We start from the raw sequence: 20,811 nt of genomic DNA on the forward strand, positions 1-20,811 counted from the left end.
AACCCACGCCGGATTCAGAAATTCTTCGCTGTCACTCGCCGTGCAAGAGCTGGATCAGGTTCCCGCAGGGCGCGCGGCACCGGCGGGGTCACATGGCCTTGGCGGATTGGAGCTTGCCGCGCTCCTGCCCGATGAGTACCGCTGACATGGCGATGTCGATCCCGTCGGCCAAGCTGAGCACCGTGTACGCCAACGCTCGGACTTCCGCGTTCTCCTTGACGCAGCGGAGTTCCATCGCGGACAGCAGGCCGCGGAGCGCAGCAAGGACGGAGATGGCTGTCTGCTCCGGTTTGATCCTGGTCAGCGTATAGATGAGAGCGCCGATGGCTGCGAGTTCCTTGATCAGCGGGTACACATAGTCGCGCAGCACGGGAGGGCCGTATTCCTGGATCGCGGCGTATGCGCACAGAAAGTTGATCAGTCCGTTTACGGCGCTCTCGATGGCGAGGGCTTCCACCGGGTCGTTCTGGGCACCCTGGGTGGCGAACACGGGGACCGACATCACCACCGTCAGGAATCCCACACCACAGCCGATCCACTTGAGGAGGTCGGGGGTTTTCCCGGTGAAACCGGTCCAGACATCGGAGACGAGTTTGACGACCGAGGAGACGATGCGCCACGCCAGGGAGGCGATCTTCACGTGCGAAAGCGCAGCGTCGACGTCTCCTGAGAAGAAGTCCGGGGAATCGGCCTGGTCGGTTCCGTCCGGGTAGGGCTCGCGACCGTCATTGCACAGTTTGTACACGACGGTGTAGGGGATTGCCGCGGCCCAGGCCATGAACGTCTTGTTGTCCGGCAGCCGCACGCCGAAGAATTCCAGGATGTGCCCGACCAGGCCGAGGTCCATCTTCTCGTCGAGGTGTTCTTGCAGCGTGTCGGTGAGCTTGTAGCCCATCGCCGCCATGGCGTCTTTCCCGGCGGCCATGGTGGATACGCCCGCATCGGTCAGAGACCTGGCCGCCTCGATCAGTTCGGGCAGGGCCTCGTCCTTGAACCGTTCGGGGTGGGTGAGCGTGTCCCTCAGCCCTGCCCAGGCGTGTTCGGCCGCGTCACCGAAGGCGCCGATCGCTTTTGTACATTGCCGTGCGGCATCGGCCCAGCTCTCGGAGGCGTCATCGCCGGAGGCGGCGGCGTCCGGCGTGGGTTCCGGTGTCGCTCCGTGGTCGCCGGTGGCTTTGTCGAGGATCCAGCGCACCTGGTGGTGGTGGGCGAAGTCCTGGTTTCCGCCGGGCAGGGCCGCGGCTTGCGCGTCGGCCCTTTGCTGTTCCGATCGCAGCGTGGCGCCGGTCATTCCGGTCCGCAGGGTGTCGAAGAACTCCGCGGTGTTCTCGCGGATGTGCTCGATCCACTGGTCTGCGGCGGCGTCGCTGTCCTCGATCCGTCGGCGTAGCTGGTCCGGCAGTCCCTCGAGCTTCCGCTCGAACACCTCCGCTGTCCTTTTGAAAGCATCGATGTCGAAGACCATGGTGAAGAACTCACCGACGTCGCTGACCAGTGTGGCGAGCTTGTTGAAGGTGGCGACGATGAAGTGCTGGAAGCCTTCCCATGCCTTGATGAGGAACTTTCCGCAGTCGTCGAGCAACTCCCCCAGGTCGTCGAGGAGCTTGTCCTCCGCGAGATTGATGGTCTTGCGGCAGCGGCGGTAGGCGTCCAGCGTGTCCCCGGCACCGGGGATACCGATGGACTTACCCAGGTTGAGCGCGCCGTCGACGACCAGGTCGCAGAAGCCCGAGAGCGGGTCCAGCCAATAGGTCCCGGCCGCGGGCCCCGTGTTCACCCGCAGGGTTTCCAGGCGAAGGTCGACGGCCTGCGTGGTCGTCGCCAAGTGCAGGAAGTCGCCCTGGAAGCGAGTACCCCCCAGGGCGGCCGGACGCCCGTCGGGCATGAGGATCTGTAGTGGGGGCGGTGCGGCGGTGCCCGGGGCCTCGGTGTCGGTGTCCGTGGTGGGGGCGCCCGTGATGCCGGGGGAGAACCTGATCGGTTGCGTGGGGTCGGGCGGCAGCGCGTGAGCGGCGCCGGTACGGATGGCCCTGGCGGCCTCGCCCGCGGCCTCGGCGGTCAGGGGCCGCACCGAGGGAAAGCCGGCCAGCGTGGTGCCCGCGTCGTCGAACGGGCGGAGGCCGCCTCCCGGGTTCGTGACGTTGAGTGTGTTCGTACGCCCCGCCAGGTAGTCGAGCACCGTGCGGTTGGGCACGATGAGCGCGGCCGACGGGCCGGAAGAGCTGTCGGCCGTCGGTGCGGTGTCGCCCATGCCGTCGCAGCGCACGGCGAGAGTGGGGACGGCAAGACGTGAGCCGTCCATCGAGAACGTGAAGCTGCCGTCCCCGCCGGTGACGAACGGGGTGGCCGTGGAGGTGATCCTGGCGTGCCCTCCCGCGTGGCTGATGTCGCAATCGGAGCCGAGGGACTTCATGTACAGATTGCGCACCCCCGCCACCGGAAGTCCCGACTCGTCCACGACCCGGGCACGGACATGGTGGATCCGCACCTTGGTGACGCGACTCTTCCCCGGGGCGCCGGGCTCGTGAACGAGCATCAGCGGCCGCACGCGCCAGACGCCCGTCCGTGCGTCCTGGGAGTGGACGCTCAGCCGGTGGTCGGTGCCGACGACGAACAGGCGCAGATCCCTGTTCTTCTCGGCGACGGCATCGGCGAACAGAACGTTCTGGTGGACCGGCAACGGCGGCGAGACCAGCGGTGTGCCCGCGCCCGGCGCCGTACTGCCGTCCTCCGGCACGGGAACCCACTGCGGCCCGTCGTCCACCTGATGGAAGGACCACAGGGTGTTGTGGTCGTCGGTGACGTACAGATGCCACGACTCGTCCACATCGTGGTGCAGAACGGCGTGGGCCACCGAGAGGGAGGTCAACGTGGACATGCCCACGAAGGCGCCGTTGGGATCCACGGCCACGGCCTTGAGTTCGTGTTTGCCCCCTTCGCCGGCCGTGATCACGATGAAGGCGGCCCCCGCGCCGCCGGGCCTGCGCAGGGACCCGACGACCTTGAGCACGTGGCCGACCGCGTCGTGGGTGATGAAGTGTTTCCCCACCTCGGGGGCGAGCCGGTCGTGGAAGCGCCCGGTGAAGGTCTTGAAGACGCCCTTGAAGGGGGAGGCTCCCACGAAGGTGTCGTGCTGGACGCCGATGACCTCGGCGTCCGTGCGGGCGAGCACCTGGCAGTCCTCTCCCGACAAGGGGTCGAAGAGGTACGTCGAGCCGAAGCCGTCGGCCTCGTCGTCGCCCCAGGCCGAGTACACGAACAGGGGCCTGCCTTCGAACGTCCTTCCCGCGCGCAGGTTGCGGGCCTTTCCGCGCCGATCGTTGACGCGCTTCCAACACGCTGCCCCGTCGGGGTGCTGGAGGTACCCCGCTCGGTGGACGACTCCGTTCTGAGTACGGAACAGCGCCTCGACCCGGCGTACACGCTCGCCCTCCCGCAGTGTGTCGATGCAGCCCACCGCCACATCGACCAGCGTTTCGTCCGTGGGATCGCCGGGCCCCGGCCACACCACGGCCCGGTCGAATCCATGAGGCTTCGTCTCGTCCGGCCATACATGCACGAGTTGGGAGACTCCGTCGTCCTCCGTGATCACCAGTGCTTCTCCGTGCCGACCGGACACGGGGTTCGCGAACACGGCGATACTGCGCTCCGCGCTCTCCGCGGCCGCGAGGTGCTGTACGCGCACGAAGTCTTCGGTGAAGGTGTCGGTGTACTCGATGTGGACCGGCCCCGCATCGGCCAGTTCCACCGGGCTGAAGGTCGATCCGGGGGCGATGACCGTGGTCATGGTGCGTTCCGCCTCTCGCTGCCGCCTGCGTGTGTCGAGAGGCTTTCGCTGCTGGACGGGGGACTAACCGCCAACGGCCTTCGTTCCACCCGAAGGTGGCAGTCGTTTGAAGTTGTCCCCGAACGTCCAGCCCTTCGAGCCGTCCCAGTTGATGGACCAGGTCATCAGGCCCTTCAGGGCGCCGTTGTAGTGGTTCCAGGCCTGGGAGACGAGGCTCGGGGACATGTGGCCGCCGCCCGCGCCCGGCTGGGCGGGGAGGCCGGGGACCTGTTTGTCGTAGGGCACCTTGATCGTGGTGCCCTGGATGACCAGGCCCTTGTTGAGGCAGTCCGTCTGTGCGGTGAAGCCCTGGACCGTACCGGCGGAGTAGGAGTCCCCGGAGCAGCCGTACATGCTGCCGTTGTAGTACTGCATGTTGAGCCACCACAGGCGGCCGTTGTCCGCGTACTTCTTGATGACCGGCAGGTACGCGCCCCAGATCGAGCCGTAGGCGACGCTGCCCCCGGTGACGTACGCCGTCTCCGGGGCCATCGTCAGGCCGAAGCCCGCGGGCATTTTGGCGAGCACGCCGTCGATGATGCGGACGAGGTTGGACTGGGAGGGCGACAGCTGGTTGATGTTGCCGCTGCCCACGAGGCCGGTCTCGATGTCGATGTCGATGCCGTCGAAGTTGTACTTCTTCAGGATCGGCACGATCGTCTCGACGAAGCGGTCGGCGACCCTGCTCGAGCTCAGGTCGATGCCGGCCGTCGCGCCGCCGATGGACATCAGGATCGTGGCGCCGTCCGCCTTCGCTTGGCACATCTCCGCCGGCGTCGCGACCTTCACGGTCGAGTCCATGCCGTCCTCCCAGAGGACGGTGCCGTCGGAGCGGATCACGGGGAAGGCCGCGTTGATGACGTTGTAGCCGTGCTCGCGGATGCGGGGATCGGTGATCGGGGTCCAGCCGAAGGGCGGGTGCACGCCGTTGGCTGCGCCGTCCCAGTTCTCCCAGTAGCCCTGGAGCACCTTGCCCGTGGGCCTCGGCTTGAGCGGGCAGGTGTCGGCCCGGGGCGTGGGGGGTTCCGGGGCGGCGGAGGGGGTCGCCGCGGCGGCGGGCAGCTGTGCGACACAGACCAGTGCCAGGGCGGACCCCAGCAGGCGTAACGTCCGACCGATCACGCTGTGCTCCCTGGGTGCGGTGGGGGACTGGGAGACGTGCCTCGTGCGGTGCGTCAACCTAGGCTGGACCAGACCAGTCGTCAATAGGTCTGTACCAAAGCAGGGCGGGCAGGCGGGACCGGTCGCGCCTCAGGACACCGGCAGCCCTTGCGGCTCCTTGATCCGCTTCATGATGATCTGCGAGTTCACCTCGGTCACCCCCGCCAGCGCCGTCAGCCGCTCGATCCAGAGACGCTCGTACGCGGCGAGGTCCGCGACGGCGATGCGCAGCAGGCAGCCGGGGCTCCCGAACAGCCGGTACGCCTCGATGACATCCGGAATGTCCTGCAGCGCCGCCTCGAACGCCTCGACCGTCTCGCGGTCGCGCCGCACCTCGATGGAGACCAGCACCTCGAAGCCCCGGCCCACCGCCTCCGGGTCCACCACGGCCCGGTAGCCCTGGATCACGCCGTCCAGCTCCAGCTGGCGGACGCGTCGCATGCACGGCGACGCGCTGAGGCCGACGCGCGCGGCCAGCTCCTGGTTGGTCAGCCGGCCGTCGCTCTGCAGCTCGCGCAAAATATTGCGGTCGATGTCGTCCATGGCGCAATTATCCACCACGTATGTTGCGTGATCACCGGAACTCAGCAAACACATTGCGCGATGTTCGATCTATCCTTGCGCCGAGGCTGCCCACCACCCGGGGGCTGAAGGACCTCAGCACCCCTGGGAGGTACGCGGACGTGGAGGCACAGGCCCGGCGCATCGTCGTCATCAGCACCGGCGGGACCATCGCGAGCCGCTGGCAGGGAACCGGCTTCGCCGCCGACGCCCCCGGCCGCGAAGTGCTCGCCACGGCCGCGATACCCCACGGCATACGCTCCGAGGTCATCGACCTGTTCAACGTGAACAGCCCCCGGCTGACCTCCGCCCAGCAGCTCACCCTGCTGCGCACCGTGCGCGAGGTGTTCGCCGACCCCGGCGTCGACGGCATCGTCGTCACCCACGGCACGGACACCCTGGAAGAGTCCGCCTTCCTGCTCGACCTCCACCACGACGACCCGCGCCCCGTCGTCCTCACCGGAGCCCAGAAGCCCCTCGGCGCCGAGGACGGCGACGGACCCGGCAACCTCTACGACGCGCTCCTCACCGCCGCGACCGTCCGCGACCTCGGCGTCCTCGTCGTCTTCGACGGCAAGGTGCACGCCGCGCGCGGCACCGTGAAGACGCACACCCTCGACGCCGACGCCTTCGCCGACCCGTCCCGGCCGCCCCTCGGCAAGGTGGGCTTCGGCAAGGTCTCGGTCCTCGACCGCCCTGCGCGCCCCGAGCCGCTGCCGATGCCCGCGGACGTGCCGACCGGCTCCCTGCCGCGCATCGACATGGTCATGCACCACGTCGACGCCGACCCGCTGTTCCTGGAGACCGCGGTCGAGGCGGGCGCCGAGGGCATCGTGCTCGTCGCCACCGGCGCGGGCAACGCGACCCCCGAGTTCGTCGCCGCCGTCAGGGCCGCCATCGAGCGGGGCGTCGTGATCGCCCTCACCACCCGCGTCCCCGCGGGGCCCGTCACCGAGATCTACACGCACGGCGGGGCGGTCGACCTGGCGGCGGCCGGAGCGGTGCTGACCGGCACGTTGCGGGCCGGGCAGGCCCGTACCGCGCTCCTCGCGGCGCTGCTTTCGGCCTCCGGCCCGGGGGAACGGACGGCCCTGCTGCGGCGCATTGTCGGTGACGCGTCGGTCGTCGCGGACCAGGCTGCCTGAGGCGTCCCGCCTCGTCAGACCGATGACAATTCTGCGGGCCGCATGTGGCTGGTCGCGCAGTTCCCCGCGCCCCTGAAGGGGCGCTTCGGCCCCGGAAGAGAACCATCATGACCCCCGCACCCGCCCCCGCCCTCCGTCGCGAGCACGATCTGCTCGGTGAGCGGGACGTGCCCGCCGACGTCTACTGGGGCATCCACTCCCTGCGCGCCACGGAGAACTTCCCCATCACGGGCATCCCGATCTCCGTGTACCCGCACCTCATCGACGCGCTCGCCGCCGTCAAGGAGGCCGCCGCCCGCGCCAACGAGGAGCTGGGGCTGCTCCCGAAGGCCAAGGCCGACGCCATCGCCGCCGCCTGCCGGGAGATCCGCGCGGGGCACCTGCACGACCAGTTCGTCGTCGACGTCATCCAGGGCGGCGCGGGCACCTCCACCAACATGAACGCCAACGAGGTCGTCGCCAACCGCGCGTTGGAGCTCCTCGGGCACCCCAAGGGCGCCTACGAACACCTGCACCCCAACGAGGACGTCAACCTCAGCCAGTCCACCAACGACGTCTACCCGACGGCCGTGAAGGTCGCGACGGTCAGCGCGGTGCACGGGCTGCTACGCGCGATGTCGGTGGTGCAGGACGCGTTCGCGGCGAAGGCCCTGGAGTTCCGTGACGTCCTGAAGATGGGGCGCACGCAGCTCCAGGACGCCGTGCCGATGACGCTCGGCCAGGAGTTCTCCGCGTACGCCGTGATGATCGACGAGGACCGCATGCGGCTCGCCGAGGCCGTCGAGCTCATCCACGAGATCAACCTCGGCGCCACCGCCATCGGCACCGGCCTCAACGCTCCCGCCGGGTACGCCGAGACGGCCCGCCGCCACCTCGCCGATATCACCGGCATGCCGCTGGTGACCGCCGCCAACCTGGTCGAGGCGACACAGGACTGCGGCGCCTTCGTGCACCTGTCCGGCGTCCTGAAGCGGATCGCCGTCAAGCTCTCCAAGAGCTGCAACGACCTGCGGCTCCTCTCGTCGGGGCCGCGCGCGGGCCTCAACGAGATCAACCTGCCGCCCGTGCAGGCCGGTTCGAGCATCATGCCGGGCAAGGTCAACCCCGTCATCCCCGAGGTCGTCAACCAGGTCGCCTTCGAGGTGATCGGCAACGACGTCACCATCACCATGGCCGCCGAGGCGGGCCAGCTCCAGCTCAACGCCTTCGAGCCGGTCATCCTGCACTCGCTCGCGAAGAGCATCACCTCGCTGCGCCAGGGCTGCCTGACGCTCGCCGAGCGGTGCGTGACGGGCATCACCGCCAACACGGAGGTGCTGCGCGCCTCCGTGGAGACGTCCATCGGCCTTGTCACCGCGCTCAATCCGCACATCGGCTACACCGCCGCCACGGAGATCGCGCGGGAGGCTCTCGCCACGGGGCGGGGCGTCGCCGAACTGGTCCTTGAGAAGGGCCTGTTGCCGCCGGAGCGGCTGGCGGAGCTGCTCACCCCCGAGCGGGTGGCCGGCGCGGCCTGAGCGGTTCGGGGCCGGGTCTCTTCTGCGGGCTCGTCGTGGCTTGTCGCGCAGTTCCCCGCGCCCCTGAAAAGCCACCCTTCGGCGCGCCCCTGATGGCTACCCTTCGGTGGCCAGAACGTCCAGGGCCGCCTGGGCCGTGAACTCGGCCTGGCCGCCCGGGAACAAGAGATCCGCCTCGGCGAAGGCATCGTCGTCGGCGTGCGCGGCGACGTACGGTATCGCCACGCACCGCATCCCGGCCGCCCTCGCCGCCAGCGCGCCCGGCGCCGCGTCCTCGAAGACCACGCAGTCCGCGGGCTCCGCGCCCAGCAGGGCGGCCGCCGCGAGGAAGACGTCCGGTGCGGGCTTGCCGCGCGGGACTTCCTCGGCGGAGACGAGCGTGGTCAGGTGGGCGTCCAGGCCCGTGCCGGACAGGATCGCCTCGATGGCCGCGCGGGAGGACCCGGACGCCACCGCCATCGGCACGCCCGCCTCGTGCAGGTGCTCGACGAGCTTGCGCATCTCCGGGTAGACGGGCGTGTTGGCGCGGGCCAGTTCCAGGTAGCGGCGGTCGAGGTCGGCGAGGAGTTCGGCCGCCGACGCCGCGATGCCGTACTCCGTCTTCCAGAGCGCGAGCGTCTCCACGGAGCTGATGCCGACGTACCGCTCGTTGTCGGCCCAGGTGTACTCCCGGCCCGTGAAGTCGGCGAGCAGGGCCCGCGACGCTTCGTAGTAGTTGGGCTCGCTGTCCACGAGCGTGCCGTCGAGGTCGAAGACGACCGAGGTCCTGCCGAAGGTGCTCATGGCCTCCAGGATGCCAAACGGCCAGGTCATCCCGGTCCGGCGGTCGACCTGCCGACCGACTCGACCAGCGGGAGCAGGCGGTGCGGCACCCGCTCCCGCAGCGCCATCTCCGTACGGGTGCGGACCACGCCCGGCAGGTTGATCAGCTGCTGGATGACGTCCTCCAGGTGCCCGTTGTCCCGGGCCGCGACCCGGGTGAGCAGGTCTCCGCCGCCCGTGATCGAGTGCGCCTCGATGATCTCGGGCACGGCGGCGAGCGCGTCCCCCACCTCGTCGAGATGCCCCTGGGTGACCTCGATGTGGACGAAGGCCAGCACGGGGTGGCCGAGCGCGGCAGGGGAGAGGAACGGGCCCGTGCCGGTGATCACACCGTCCCGCTCCATGCGGTCGAGCCTGGCCTGGAGGGTGCCGCGGGCGATCCCGAGGACGCGCGCGTACTCGCGCAGGCTGGTGCGGGGCTGTTCGAGGAGCAGCCGCAGGATGCGGGTGTCGAGTTCGTCGACGGCCATGGTCCGAGGTTCTCCCAGGTGGGCGGGGTGGATCGCTGGTGACTGTAGCTCCTCGGCCCCTGGCCGCGGCCGTAGCGACAGGTGCGGCGGACGGCTACGGCCGGGCCATGGCCGCGATGAACTCGTCCCAGGTGGCGACCGATCCGGCCGGCGGGGCGGAGATCGTCGGGACGGCGCCGAACTGCGAGTACTCCTCGTTGACCACCTCACGCCCCTTCTTGCCCTCGCCGGTCTTTGCCGCGGTAGTGGTCCGCGGCGCGGCCGCCGGCCTTCTCCTCGGCGACCCAGCGGGTGGCGTCCGTCGCGGCGAGCGCGCCCGCGAACTCCGGGACGTACCCCGCCGCCCGCGGCGAGCTCATGTCCCCACCGAGGTCCATGCTGTACCACTTCTTGCCGGGCACGCTGTCCGTCTTCATGTACGACGTGCCGCCCTGACCGGCCTGGACCGTCTTGTACGAGGACTGCGCGTCGGCGCGGCTACTTCGGTGTGACCCAGATCTGGCGCTTGTACGTGTTCGCCGCGTACAGCTGCACCTTGGTGCCGTTGGCGGTGGAACCGCCCGTCACGTCGAGGACCTTGCCGGACGCGACGTGCACGATCTGGCCCCTGGCATTCACCGACCAGCGCTGCGACGCGCCGCCCGTGCAGTCGGAGAGGCTGATCTTGTTTCCGTTGGTGCTCTTGTTGCGGTAGTTGTCCAGGCACTTGCCCAGCGCCCGGAACGTGCCGTCCTTCTGCGGGATCCACGACTGCGCGACGCCGTTGTTGCAGGTGTAGAGCTGGATCTGGGTGCCGTTGGCCGCCTTGCCGCCCTTGACGTCGAGGCACTTGCGGCCGATGCCGGTCACCTTGCCCTGCGGGGGCAGCGCGGCGCCGCCGCCGCGGGCCAGGTGGCGCAGCCCTTGCATGTCGTACTGCTGGACGTAGGTGCCCGCGCGCTTGTCCTGGTACGCGTTGGTGGGCGTGCACATCACCGGGAACTGGCCGGAGTCGCTGCCCTTGACGCAGTCGCCGCGCGCCGCGCTCCGGTTGGCGTGCGCGAGGCCCATGGTGTGCCCGAGCTCGTGGCTGATGTGGTTGCGCAGGTAGGTCGCGCCCATGGTCGGGGCGGGCTTGCCGTCCGCGGTGAAGAACTCGTCGTCGATGTACGCGTGCCCGCTGGTCACCGTGTCGGCGAGCGACGAGGCGTAGAAGCCGCAGCTCAGGTTCTTGCTGCCGGAGCCGTCCCGCACCACCTTCCAGCCCGCGGAGCCGCCGTCGGCCGGCGGAATGCAAGGGCGCCGCAGGAGACCGACCACGATCTCGCCCCTGGGCCGCACGTAGTCCCAGCCGACGGGCCTGGTGTCGACGGACATGGGCAGCGTGGTGACCCGCTGGAGGTCCGCTGCGGACTTCTTGACGTAAGGGCCCAGCCAGTCCGCGGCCCGCTTGTCGTAGAACTTGATGGTGTAGCCGGTGGCGAGGTACTTGGACGCGCCGCCCGACTTCCAGCCCGTGCCGTGCGGGGCCGCGGCGGCCGACTGCCGGGCGGAGGGCGCCGGCTTCAGGGACATGACGCCGTTCTCGAACGTGGTCCCGTCCGAGCGGGAAACGCCGAAGTCGTCCGTCTCGGCGGCCGGTCGAGTGGCCGGGGGCCTGTCGTCGCCGCCGGTGCCGAACGCGGCGGGCGACAGCTGGACCCCCGCCACGACGGCCGCCGCGGCGCCCGCGACGGCCATCGCCATGCGGCGCTTGCGCGCGCCGCGCTTCCGTATGGAACTCAAGTCCCCGTCGTCCTCTCACTGAACCCACTGAGCCGAACAGATGATAGGGGGAACTGAGGTACGGACGTGGCCAGTTGGGGTCGTCGGCCGGGGTCAGTGCGCGTCCTCCGTCGGGCGCAGGCCCTTGGGGATCTTCGCCCAGGTGAGCGCCGCCGCGGCCAGCGGCAGCGCGGCCGCCATCAGGAACGTCGGGGTCATTCCGGAGGTGAACGCGTCGGCGGCCCGCGTGAGCAGGGTGGCGCCGGCCGGACCCGTGAGCTCGGAGGCCACCCGCGCCGCCTCGCCGATCGAGTCGCTGACGGCCGCCGTGGTTCCGGCCGGCAGGCCCAGCTCTGGCAGGTTCACGCGGTACAGCGCGGTGGCGACGCTGCCGAGCACGGCCACGCCCATCGCGGCGCCGAGTTCGTAACAGGTCTCCTCGACCGCCGCGGCACCGCTGACGTCCTCGGCCGGGGCGGCGGCCATCAGCGTCACCGACGCGGCGGTCGTCGCGATGCCGACGCCGCAGCCGAGCACGCCAAGGGCGACGGCGATCCCGCCGTAGCCGAGCGGCCCCGACTGCTGGAGCAGCCACGGCAGGGCGAGCCCGGCCGCCATCGTCACCAGACCGCCGGCCATCACGTGCCGGATCGGCAGCCGGTGCATCAGTGCCGGGGTGACCAGCGAGGTGAGGACCAGGCCCAGCGGGGCGGGAAGCAGCCGGATGCCCGCCTCCAGGGGCGTGTAGCCCTCCCCGTACTGGAACCACTGGGTGATCAGGAACAGCGCCGAACCCAGCGCGATCATGCCGAGGAAGATCGAGGCGGCGGCGATGGCGAAGGGCCGGGACATGAAGAGGCGTACCTGGAGCAGCGGGTGTGCCAGCCGCAGCTGCCGGCGCACGAAGACGGTGAGTGCCACCGCGGCGACGACGAGGAGTGCCCAGGCCATCGGGTCGGCGGGGCCGCCCTTGCCGAGCTGTTTGATGCCGCCCGCCAGGGCGAGCATGCCGACGACGGACTGGCCGACGCCCCACCAGTCCCAGCGGCCTTCCCGGGGTTGGCGGGACTCGGGCAGGATCCACAGGCCGAGCGCGATGACGGCCAGCGCGACGGGGATGTTGATCAGGAACGCGGAGTGCCAGTCGTCGTGCTCGACCAGCAGGCCGCCGACGACCGGGCCGAGCGCCATGCCGCCACCGAAGACGGCCGACCACACCGCGTAGGCGAGGGCGCGCTCGCGGGCGTCGGTGAAGACGTGCCGCAGGATCGACAGGGTGGCGGGCATGATCGCCGCGCCACCGGCGCCGAGCAGCGCCCGGGCCGCGATGACCTGCCAGGCGGCGGTCGCGAAGACGGCGAGCAGCGAGGCGAGGGCGAAGACGCCGAAGCCGATCAGGAGCAGCCGTTTGCGGCCCCACCGGTCACCGAGCGCGCCCGCGGTCACGAGGAGTCCGGAGAGCACGAGGGCGTAGCTGTCGATGATCCACAGCTGCTGCACGGAGCTCGGCCGCAGGTCGCTGACCAGGGACGGGAAGGCGACGTTCAGGATCGTGGTGTCCATGGCGATCAGCAGGAGGCTGCCGGAGAGGATCGCGAGGACGGCCCAGCGCCGTGAGTCACGTTGCGGGGTCATGTTGGGGTAACACCTCAGTTCCGAATGAGACACCAATGTCTCACGCGGAACATGTGAGTGTCCAGCGGGTCGCCGGCTGTGCCGTCGCTCACCGCACGGGCTGGAGCGCCTCCGGGGTGAGATCGGCGAGGGTCGGATAGCCGTCCACGGCCATCAGCAGATCGGCCTCGGCGAGGAGCGAGCGCAGCACGTGCGTGGCGCCGTCCGCTCCGCCGATCCCCAGGCCGTACGCGTACGGGCGGCCGACCCCGACGGCGGTGGCGCCGAGCGCGACGGCCTTGACGATGTCCGCGCCGCTGCGCACCCCCGAGTCGAAGAGGACGGGCAGCCCGTCGGCGGCCTCGACGACCGCGGGCAGCACGTCGAGGGCGGGAAGCCCGCCGTTGGCCTGGCGGCCGCCGTGGTTGGAGCAGTAGATGCCGTCCACCCCGCCGTCCTTGGCGCGGCGCACGTCCTCGGGGTGACAGAGGCCCTTCACGATCAGCGGCAGCGACGTGAGGGAGCGCAGCCACGGCAGGTCGTCCCACGTCAGCGGCTTGCCGAAGACCTGCACCCACTTGAGCACCGCCGACTGCATGTCCTGCTCGGGGTCGGCGGGCAGCTGGGCGCGGAAGACCGGGTCGCTCGTGTAGTTGGCCAGGCAGTGGCCGCGCAGCTGGGGGAAGTTGGCGGTGCTCAGGTCGCGCGGGCGCCACCCGGTGACCCAGGTGTCCATGGTCACGACGATCCCCTTGAACCCGGACTTCTCCGCCCGGCGCACCAGGCTCTCGGCGAGCGCGCGGTCGGTCGGCGTGTACAGCTGGAAGAAGCCGGGCGTCTCACCCAGCTCGGCGGCCACCGCCTCCATCGGATCGGCGGAGAGGGTGGACGCGATCATCGGAACGCCGGTCCGCGCGGCGGCCCGCGCGGTGGCGAGATCCCCGTGCCCGTCCTGGGTGCAGATGCCCAGCACCCCGATGGGCGCCATGAACAGGGGCGAGGGCAGCGTCATGCCGAACAGGTCGACGGAGAGGTCGCGTTGCGAGGCCCCGACGAACATCCGCGGTATCAGCCCCCAGCGGTCGAACGCGGCGACGTTGGCGTCCTGCGTACGTTCGTCGCCCGCGCCCCCGGCGACGTACGAGACCACCGAAGGCGGCATCGCCGCATGCGCACGCGCCTCCAACTCGGCGTACTTCATGGGGTACTTCGGTACGACGCCACGCAGGCCGTCGAGGTAGATCTCGTCCTGGTAGTCCTTGAAAGGGCGGGGCATCGGGTGCATGGGCGGCCTTTCCCGGCGTGGAGGGGCGGACCGCTCAGTCTGGTTTGAATCCGATGTCAAGGTCAATGTGTGGCAAGGGAAGCGGCGGCGGGCGGATTGGGGATCAGCGGGCGAGGGCATCACTGGGGGGCAGGACCGGTCGCGCACCACAGGTGGCGGCCCCGGTGGCGACGTAGATCGCGGGTGGACGCCGGTTTGTCTCGGGGAGGGGAGTGAGCTGCCATGCGTGCGCACCAGCGCGCCCATCGGTCCAAGGAACGAGTGGAGTACGCGCTGCCGCAGGAGCCCGCGTCGGCGGGCCGGGCGCGGCGCCTGACCTCGGGATTCCTCTCGGGATCCCGCCGCCGCAAGACCGAGGTGGACGCCGAGCGCGTGGACGACGCCACGCTCGTCGTCTCCGAACTCGTGTCGAACGCGCTGCGGCACGCGGACGGCGGCTGCCGTCTGCGCGTGGAGGTGTCCGGCGGCCGAGTGACCGTCGAGGTCACCGACACCAGCCCCCACCGCCCCCGGGTCCAGCAGGAGAGCACCGACCGGGAGAGCGGCCGCGGCCTCGCGATGGTCCGCCTGCTGAGCCGTCGCCTGGAGGTCGTGGGCGCGCACCGCGGCGGGAAGACGGTGCGGGCGGTGCTGGCCTGAGCCCCGCGCCGGCCCGGGCCTACGGCGGCCTCGCAGTGCGCCGAGGCCGCGCGCGGGAACCTGCGCACGGTCGTGCACGAGGTGCTGTCTCCGGACCAGGCGGCGCGGGCCCAAGGGGAGGCGTTCGCGCCGGTAGAAAATGCGTTGTGGTCCAGGCCGCCGCCACCGGACAGTGGACCCATGACGACGTCCATCACGCCGCCCCCGGGCCTGACCGTGCGCCCGGCGACCCTCGCCGACGCGGCGGCCGTGTGCGCGCTGCTCAACGAGGTCGACCTGGTGGAGATCGGACGCGCCGACACCGGACTGGCCGAAGCAGAGGCCGAGGTGAAGCACCCCGAGGTGGACCTGGAGCGGGACTCGTGGCTGCTGTTCGACGGTGACCTGCTCGTCGGGTACGCGCTGCTGTGGGACGAGTCCGGCGGTGAGCGGATCGACGTCGACCACTACGTCCTGCCCGGGCGCCCCGAAGCGTCCCTGCACCTGTTCGACCTGATGGAGGACCGTGCCGCGCAGCGCGCGGCGGCCAACGGCGCGGCCCGCGCGGTGGTGCACCTGCACCTCAACACCGCGCCCACCACGGACCCGGCGGCGCTGCGCGCACGAGGCTGGCGAACCGTCCGACGGTACAACGTGATGGAACGTCAACTGCGGGCTGCCGATGACGTGTTGCCCGTGGCGCCGCCCGGAGTGACGCTGCGCCCCTGCCTCGCCGAAGAGGACCGCAGGCGCGCCCACGACCTGCTCCAGAAGTCCTTCGCGGAGCACTTCGACCACCAGCCGGGCACTACGCGGCGCTGGGCCGCGACCGGATCGGACTCGGCGTCGACACCGACAACAGCAGCGGTGCGCTCGCTCTGTACGAACGGCACGGCATGTCCCTCGACTACGCCGTCGACACATGGGAGTTGATTCTTCCGGTCTGAGGCCGCCGACGGGGGGTGGCCTCAGACCGGAGCACATGCCCAGCAGGTGCTAACGCAGCCTGCTGCCGAACAGCGCCGCCGTGTTCGGGGCCCCGACGTCCTTGGGGCCGAAGGCCACGGACTTCTTGGCGGTCAGGCCCGCGGACGTGCCGCGCAGCGACCACACCGCGCCGGCCCGGGCGTTCTCCGCGGCGGAGGACGCCGCGAGGTCACCGCGTCCGTCGCCCGTGACATCGAGCAACGACACGGCCGCCCCGAACAGGTCGTCCTTCTCGGCGACCCCGGGCACATCCGCCGTGTTCTGGTGGAAGGCCTGCGCGCCGGTGCCCGTCACGCCGCCGGCGCCGCCGCGCACGAGGACGACCGAGCCCGCGTCGGCGACGGCGCCGACGTTCTCGCCGATCACACCGAGCGCGACGTCCGCGTAACCGTCACCGGTCACGTCGCCGACCGCGACCGAGCTGCCGAAGGCGTCGCCGCTCTCCTCGGCCCCCGGCACACCCGGCAGATCCTGGTCGAACTTCTGCACGTCGCCCTTGAGACCGTCCGCCGAGCCGTACGAGACCATGGCCCTGCTCTCGTAGTCGCTGTCGCCGACGACCAGATCGTCGTAGTGGTCGCCGTTGATGTCCCCGACGCCCAGGGCCCCGCTGGAACCCGGCGCGTCACCCCGCTCGAAACCGGTGGCACCGCCGTACAGGACGCTGTTGCCCCATTCGCCGTCGCCGTAGTAGTCGTTCATGGCGATGTCGGCGCGGCCGTCGCCGTTGATGTCGCCGACGGCCTGCGGGACCACCGGGCCCTTCACGGACTGGGGACCGTCGACGCACGTCTCGGGCCGCTCACCGCACGACGGGTCGGGGCGCTCCTCGTTCTCGTAGCTCCACCACTGCGACTTCTCCATGAAGTCGAGGGTCGCGGCGGGGGCCCCGGTGCGCTTGACGGGGCCCTTCCAGAGGCGGGCGCCCTGGCCTGTCGCGTCGTCGCCGTACGAGCCGACCCCGGCGAACAGCGCGAGGTCGGTGGTGCCGTCACCGTCGAAGTCCCCGGCCTGCGGCGCGAACCCGTACGTGGCGACCTTCGTACCGCCGGTGAGGCCGGACGCGGAGCCCCACAGGATCACCGCCCCCGCCGCGGAGCTCCGGCTGTCGTTGCCGATGACGAGGTCGGCGAACCCGTCGTGGTCCAGGTCGCCCCTGGTGAAGGCGGAGCCGAACTCCTGCTTGGCGGTGGCCGCGCCCGGCACGCCGCTGGTGGAGCGGCTGACGATCTTCTTGCGGGCGGGGTCGAGGCCGTCCTTCGAGCCGTACGTCACGACCACGTACCCGGCCTTCGCCTTGCCGGACACGGTGCCGCCCGGGGCGCCGACGACCAGGTCGGCGTAGCCGTCGCCGTTGAAGTCGTCCGACACCCGCTCGGCGGCCGGCGGGGCCGCGTGGGCGGTGCCCTGCCCCAGCGTCCAGGCCGAGAGGCCGCTGCCGACCAGCAGGGACGCGGCTATCAGGGGCATGGTGCGACGGACTCTGCGGTCGGCGAGCGACATACGGTTTCCTCTGTTCCTCAGATGTTCTTGACCGGTCGGTTGACCTGCCGCGCCCACCAAAGGTTGTACGGCGCCGCTACTGCGGCACGTTCAGGACGAAGTCGAAGTCCGCCTCCTTCGCGTTGCCGACGGTACGGACGTTCATCAGCAGCCGGGCGTCGAAGATCGGGTCCGTGTTGTTGCGCGGCTCGCCGGGGAAGTACAGCTGCGTCGTGAGGATCGGGCGGCCCGGGGCCTGCACCTTCACGTGCAGGTGTCGGGTGCGGCCGGGGTAGAGGCCGGGCACGATCGTGGTGAGCCTGAACGCCCCCGAGGCGTCGGTGAACTGGTGGCCCCGGAAGCGGTACCCCGTGTTGTCGTACGTGCCGTAGGCATCGGCCTGCCAGAAGTCCAGCAGGGCCCGGGATATCGGCTTGCAGGCCAGCCCGAAGACGTAACCGGTGACGGTGAGGCGCACGCCCGGTGTGCCGGGCTGGACGAGCGAGGTGCGCTGCGGCGAGTTGCGCTTGAAGTACGGCCCCTCCATCTGCGGGATGGTCGGGTCGTCTCCGTCGTCACAGGTCGGCGTCACCTCCGGGGCAACGCCACGCTCGCCGGCGGTCCTGGCCAGCGCCGGTACGCCCATGAGGGACACCGGCACGGCCATGCCAAGGGCGGCGGCGGCGCGCAGGACGGTCTTGCGGCTCGGGCCCTTGCCGCTGTCCTTGCTGCCGTTCACGCCGGTCGCGGCGTGCGTACCCGAGGTGCTGTCCTCGGCCGGGCCTTCGTCTCCCGGGATGCCGATCTCGTGGTCCATCGCTCCTCCTGAGCCTGACGGGGTGGGGAAGGGGTGTGGTGGGTTCCGGATCGGCTATGAAGTTATGCGGGGGAGGAGGGCCCGGCGATGGACTCGAGCCGGTGGTCGTGGTGAATATCGCCACCGCCGCGACGGAAGTCCCCGGGGCTCGCGCCGGTCTCGCGGCGGAAGAAGCGGCAGAAGTACGCCGGGTCACCGAACCCGACCCGCCCCGCCACCTGGCGCACCGTCAACTCCGTGCGCAGCAGCAGGCGTTTGGCCTCGTGCACCCGTGCCTGCCGGATCAGTTCGCCGGGCGTGCGGCCGGTGGAGGCCTTCACCACCTCACTGAGGTAACTCACCGAGACGCCCAGCTGGGCCGCGCACGACCGCACCGACTGCAGGGCGCCCTCGGGAGCGCTCAGCAGCGTCACGAATTCCGTGGCCACCGAGGCGGGGCGGGAGTGCGGCGCGCCCTCGTGCCCATGCTCCGGCGCGGCCCCGGACGCCGCCGCCGACGTCCGGGAGGCGGGCAGCCGCGCCGCCCGCACCACCAGGATGTGCAGCAGGGCCCGCAGCACGCCGTGGAACCCCTCGGCCCCCGACCGGTACTCGCCGTTCATCTCGGCCACCAGGCGCGCCGTCCACTCCGCCGCCTCGTCGGGCAGGTCGAGGCACGAGCGCCGGGCGAGACCCCGCAGGATGTGCCGGTCGGCGGGGTGGTCCAGGAGGAAGTCGTCGGTGAAGAGGATGACCTGGCCCTCGAGACCGGTCACGTTCTCCCAGTGGTGCACCTGCCCGGGGGCGATGAAGCACAGGTTCGGCGGCCGCAGCGCGAAGCGGGTCAGATCGACCACGTGCCCGCCGGTGCCGCCCGTTACGTGGACGATCTCGTGGAAGGTGTGCCGGTGCGGGAACGGGGCGCGCGACATGGGGCCGATGGTGTCGAACGTACCGATGGCGAAGGGGAGCGTGTTGGGCATCGGCACCTGGAGGCGGTGCGTCGGCATGCCCTCCTCGCCCGGTTCTCCGTTGTTCCCCTGACCCGGTAGGACGGTGGTGCCGCGCATGCGCACGCTCCTCATCGGCGTCCGGCGTCTGCTGTGACCTTCCAGTCTTTTGTGCGCTGGTCCGGACCAGCGGCCTTCCCACGATGGCACGCGGGGCTCCCTGCGGGCAGGGCGCGGATCCGCCGAAGCCGGGCACGATTCTGTCCCGCTGAGCCAACTGTCCCACTGGGACATTTCGAGGAGTACAGTCGACAGCATGAGCACCACAGAGGGCCGCAGGAGCCGCAAGGTCCAGGAGAGCCGGGCCGCCATGGCGAACGCCGCCGTGGACCTGGTCCTCGCCCACGGCCTCGACCAGGTGACCGTCGAGACGATCAGCGAACGCGCCGACGTCTCGCGCCGCACCTTCTCCCGGTACTTCGCCGGGAAGGAGGACGCCGTGGTCGACGCCCTGCGCGCCGACTACGCACGGATCAACGCGGCGCTCGCCGCCCGCCCCGCGGAAGAGGACCCCCTCACGGCCTACTACCGGGCCCTCCGCGGCTGGCTCGACGAGGAACCGACCGCCTGGCACCGCCTGCCCCGCTCGGCCGACCTGCTCCGGCTGCTCCACGAGGAGCCGTCGCTGCTCGCCGCCTACCTGCGGGTGCGGGACGAGGCCGAGACCGAGTCGGTGGCGATCGTCGCGCGCCGGCTCGGCCTGGACGCCGAACGCGACCTGCGCCCGGCGCTCGCCGTCTCGCTGGCCGTCGGGGCGTTCGGCACCGCCGTGCGGTTCTGGATCGCACCCGGCGCGAGCACCCCCCGCGCCCCCCTGCCGCAGCTCATCGACGCGGCGTTCGCGGCCCTGGCCGACGAACCGGCACCCCGAACCACCACCACCTGAAACCAGGCACCACCATGAGCACGAGCACCACCACCAGCACCACCACGGCCGGCACCACCGCGCCGGAGTTCGCCGGGCAGACCGCCCTCGTCACCGGCGCCGCCTCCGGCATCGGCTACGAAGTCGCCCGCCGCCTCGCCGCGGCGGGAGCGGCCGTCGTCGTCGCGGACCACAACGAACAGGGCGCGCGGGACAGCGTCCGCGCGATCACCGAGGCCGGCGGCCGCGCCGCCGCCGTGCACGTCGACGTCACCGACCCCGAATCGGTGCGCGACGCCGTCGAGTTCACCGTCGAGACCTTCGGCGGACTGCGGCTGGCCGTCAACAACGCCGGGATCGCCGGAGCCTCCGCCCCGACCGGCGAGTACACGGTCGAGGACTGGCGGCGCGTCATCGACACCAACCTCAACGGCGTCTTCTACTCCCTCCGGTACGAGCTGCCGCAGATCCTCGCCGCGGGCGGCGGCGCCGTCGTCAACATGTCCTCGATCCTCGGCACCAACGGCTTCGCCGGTTCCCCCGCGTACTCCGCCGCCAAGCACGCGGTCGTCGGACTGACCAAGAGCGCCGCCGTGGAGTACGCGGCACGGGGCGTGCGTGTGAACGCCGTCGCCCCCGGCTTCATCGACACCCCGCTGCTCAAGGGTGACGAGACCCAGCGCCGGCAGCTGGTCGCGCTGCACCCGCAGGGCCGCCTCGGGACCGCCGACGAGGTCGCCGAGCTCACGCTGTTCCTGCTCTCGGAGCGGGCCTCCTTCATCAACGGCAGCTACCACCTGGTCGACGGCGGCTACGCGGCCCGCTGACGCGGCGAAGACCCCACAGAGAAAGAGGAAGAGGCACCCGAGATGTCAGACCGAGAACTCCCGGGCGGGAGCCTGCCCGCCG

Annotated in this window: 16 protein-coding genes and 2 pseudogenes; 6 read left to right on the top strand and 12 right to left on the bottom strand. The window is 70.8% G+C overall.

Annotated features, from left to right (window positions below):
- Nucleotides 1-88: 88 nt before the first annotated feature.
- The 3 genes from ACI2L3_RS33255 to ACI2L3_RS33265 form a co-directional block, all read right to left on the bottom strand.
- Complete coding sequence (locus tag ACI2L3_RS33255) at nt 89-3,787, bottom strand: hypothetical protein (RefSeq protein ID WP_404756125.1); 3,699 nt, start codon at nt 3,785-3,787, stop codon at nt 89-91.
- Nucleotides 3,788-3,850: 63 nt separating this feature from the next.
- Nucleotides 3,851-4,945, bottom strand: a complete 1,095-nt coding sequence (locus ACI2L3_RS33260; protein ID WP_404756146.1) for a chitinase — start codon at nt 4,943-4,945, stop codon at nt 3,851-3,853.
- 132 nt (nt 4,946-5,077) lie between these two features.
- Complete coding sequence (locus ACI2L3_RS33265) at nt 5,078-5,530, bottom strand: Lrp/AsnC family transcriptional regulator (protein ID WP_404756126.1); 453 nt, start codon at nt 5,528-5,530, stop codon at nt 5,078-5,080.
- Nucleotides 5,531-5,670: 140 nt separating this feature from the next.
- Here ACI2L3_RS33265 and ACI2L3_RS33270 point away from each other — a divergent pair, with 140 nt between their 5' ends.
- Nucleotides 5,671-6,693, top strand: a complete 1,023-nt coding sequence (locus ACI2L3_RS33270; RefSeq protein ID WP_404756127.1) for an asparaginase — start codon at nt 5,671-5,673, stop codon at nt 6,691-6,693.
- A 107-nt stretch (nt 6,694-6,800) separates the two neighbouring features.
- Nucleotides 6,801-8,210 (top strand): aspartate ammonia-lyase, encoded by a 1,410-nt coding sequence (gene aspA / locus ACI2L3_RS33275; protein WP_404756128.1) that lies wholly within the window; start codon nt 6,801-6,803, stop codon nt 8,208-8,210.
- Between the two features lie 96 nt (nt 8,211-8,306).
- Here the strand turns inward: aspA and ACI2L3_RS33280 are convergent, their stop codons facing one another.
- The 6 genes from ACI2L3_RS33280 to ACI2L3_RS33305 form a co-directional block, all read right to left on the bottom strand.
- A complete protein-coding gene (locus ACI2L3_RS33280; RefSeq protein ID WP_404756129.1) occupies nt 8,307-8,993 on the bottom strand; it encodes an HAD family hydrolase in 687 nt (228 codons plus the stop codon).
- A 26-nt stretch (nt 8,994-9,019) separates the two neighbouring features.
- On the bottom strand, nt 9,020-9,502 hold the full coding sequence (locus ACI2L3_RS33285) for an Lrp/AsnC family transcriptional regulator (protein ID WP_404756130.1): 483 nt from the start codon (nt 9,500-9,502) through the stop codon (nt 9,020-9,022).
- Nucleotides 9,503-9,708: 206 nt separating this feature from the next.
- Complete coding sequence (locus ACI2L3_RS33290; protein ID WP_404756131.1) at nt 9,709-9,918, bottom strand: hypothetical protein; 210 nt, start codon at nt 9,916-9,918, stop codon at nt 9,709-9,711.
- A 61-nt stretch (nt 9,919-9,979) separates the two neighbouring features.
- Complete coding sequence (locus ACI2L3_RS33295) at nt 9,980-11,266, bottom strand: ricin-type beta-trefoil lectin domain protein (protein ID WP_404756132.1); 1,287 nt, start codon at nt 11,264-11,266, stop codon at nt 9,980-9,982.
- Nucleotides 11,267-11,359: 93 nt separating this feature from the next.
- Complete coding sequence (locus tag ACI2L3_RS33300; RefSeq protein WP_404756133.1) at nt 11,360-12,880, bottom strand: MFS transporter; 1,521 nt, start codon at nt 12,878-12,880, stop codon at nt 11,360-11,362.
- A gap of 88 nt (nt 12,881-12,968) precedes the next feature.
- On the bottom strand, nt 12,969-14,135 hold the full coding sequence (locus ACI2L3_RS33305; protein WP_404756134.1) for an alpha-hydroxy-acid oxidizing protein: 1,167 nt from the start codon (nt 14,133-14,135) through the stop codon (nt 12,969-12,971).
- Between the two features lie 231 nt (nt 14,136-14,366).
- Between ACI2L3_RS33305 and ACI2L3_RS33310 the strand changes: the two genes are divergently transcribed.
- Both ACI2L3_RS33310 and ACI2L3_RS33315 read left to right on the top strand, forming a co-directional pair.
- Nucleotides 14,367-14,783, top strand: coding sequence for an ATP-binding protein (locus tag ACI2L3_RS33310; RefSeq protein WP_404756135.1), 417 nt, complete (start codon nt 14,367-14,369; stop codon nt 14,781-14,783).
- A gap of 180 nt (nt 14,784-14,963) precedes the next feature.
- Nucleotides 14,964-15,709: pseudogene (locus ACI2L3_RS33315) on the top strand (GNAT family N-acetyltransferase).
- 49 nt (nt 15,710-15,758) lie between these two features.
- Here ACI2L3_RS33315 and ACI2L3_RS33320 read toward each other — a convergent pair.
- From ACI2L3_RS33320 to ACI2L3_RS33330, 3 genes and pseudogenes are all read right to left on the bottom strand, one after another.
- Entirely contained in the window at nt 15,759-17,252 is a 1,494-nt protein-coding gene (locus tag ACI2L3_RS33320; protein WP_404756136.1) for a hypothetical protein, read from the bottom strand.
- Nucleotides 17,253-17,331: 79 nt separating this feature from the next.
- Nucleotides 17,332-17,898 (bottom strand): annotated as a pseudogene (locus tag ACI2L3_RS33325) (dioxygenase); the annotation flags it as partial.
- A gap of 212 nt (nt 17,899-18,110) precedes the next feature.
- On the bottom strand, nt 18,111-19,097 hold the full coding sequence (locus tag ACI2L3_RS33330) for an AraC family transcriptional regulator (RefSeq protein WP_404756137.1): 987 nt from the start codon (nt 19,095-19,097) through the stop codon (nt 18,111-18,113).
- A gap of 196 nt (nt 19,098-19,293) precedes the next feature.
- Between ACI2L3_RS33330 and ACI2L3_RS33335 the strand changes: the two genes are divergently transcribed.
- Both ACI2L3_RS33335 and ACI2L3_RS33340 read left to right on the top strand, forming a co-directional pair.
- Complete coding sequence (locus tag ACI2L3_RS33335) at nt 19,294-19,923, top strand: TetR family transcriptional regulator (RefSeq protein WP_404756138.1); 630 nt, start codon at nt 19,294-19,296, stop codon at nt 19,921-19,923.
- 14 nt (nt 19,924-19,937) lie between these two features.
- Nucleotides 19,938-20,729 (top strand): SDR family NAD(P)-dependent oxidoreductase, encoded by a 792-nt coding sequence (locus tag ACI2L3_RS33340; protein ID WP_404756139.1) that lies wholly within the window; start codon nt 19,938-19,940, stop codon nt 20,727-20,729.
- Nucleotides 20,730-20,811: the final 82 nt, after the last annotated feature.

Source organism: Streptomyces sp. NPDC029674 (assembly GCF_044903205.1).
Classification (GTDB): Bacteria; Actinomycetota; Actinomycetes; order Streptomycetales; family Streptomycetaceae; genus Streptomyces.

What these genes read in the sequence shown, in the direction of transcription:
- ACI2L3_RS33255 (WP_404756125.1), bottom strand. Translation starts at nt 3,787, where the DNA reads ATGACCACGGTCATCGCCCCCGGATCGACCTTCAGCCCGGTGGAACTG.
- ACI2L3_RS33320 (WP_404756136.1), bottom strand. Translation starts at nt 17,252, where the DNA reads ATGTCGCTCGCCGACCGCAGAGTCCGTCGCACCATGCCCCTGATAGCC.
- ACI2L3_RS33290 (WP_404756131.1), bottom strand. Translation starts at nt 9,918, where the DNA reads ATGAAGACGGACAGCGTGCCCGGCAAGAAGTGGTACAGCATGGACCTC.
- ACI2L3_RS33330 (WP_404756137.1), bottom strand. Translation starts at nt 19,097, where the DNA reads ATGCGCGGCACCACCGTCCTACCGGGTCAGGGGAACAACGGAGAACCG.
- ACI2L3_RS33285 (WP_404756130.1), bottom strand. Translation starts at nt 9,502, where the DNA reads ATGGCCGTCGACGAACTCGACACCCGCATCCTGCGGCTGCTCCTCGAA.
- ACI2L3_RS33340 (WP_404756139.1), top strand. Translation starts at nt 19,938, where the DNA reads ATGAGCACGAGCACCACCACCAGCACCACCACGGCCGGCACCACCGCG.
- ACI2L3_RS33310 (WP_404756135.1), top strand. Translation starts at nt 14,367, where the DNA reads ATGCGTGCGCACCAGCGCGCCCATCGGTCCAAGGAACGAGTGGAGTAC.
- aspA (WP_404756128.1), top strand. Translation starts at nt 6,801, where the DNA reads ATGACCCCCGCACCCGCCCCCGCCCTCCGTCGCGAGCACGATCTGCTC.
- ACI2L3_RS33280 (WP_404756129.1), bottom strand. Translation starts at nt 8,993, where the DNA reads ATGAGCACCTTCGGCAGGACCTCGGTCGTCTTCGACCTCGACGGCACG.
- ACI2L3_RS33305 (WP_404756134.1), bottom strand. Translation starts at nt 14,135, where the DNA reads ATGCCCCGCCCTTTCAAGGACTACCAGGACGAGATCTACCTCGACGGC.
- ACI2L3_RS33335 (WP_404756138.1), top strand. Translation starts at nt 19,294, where the DNA reads ATGAGCACCACAGAGGGCCGCAGGAGCCGCAAGGTCCAGGAGAGCCGG.
- ACI2L3_RS33265 (WP_404756126.1), bottom strand. Translation starts at nt 5,530, where the DNA reads ATGGACGACATCGACCGCAATATTTTGCGCGAGCTGCAGAGCGACGGC.
- ACI2L3_RS33300 (WP_404756133.1), bottom strand. Translation starts at nt 12,880, where the DNA reads ATGACCCCGCAACGTGACTCACGGCGCTGGGCCGTCCTCGCGATCCTC.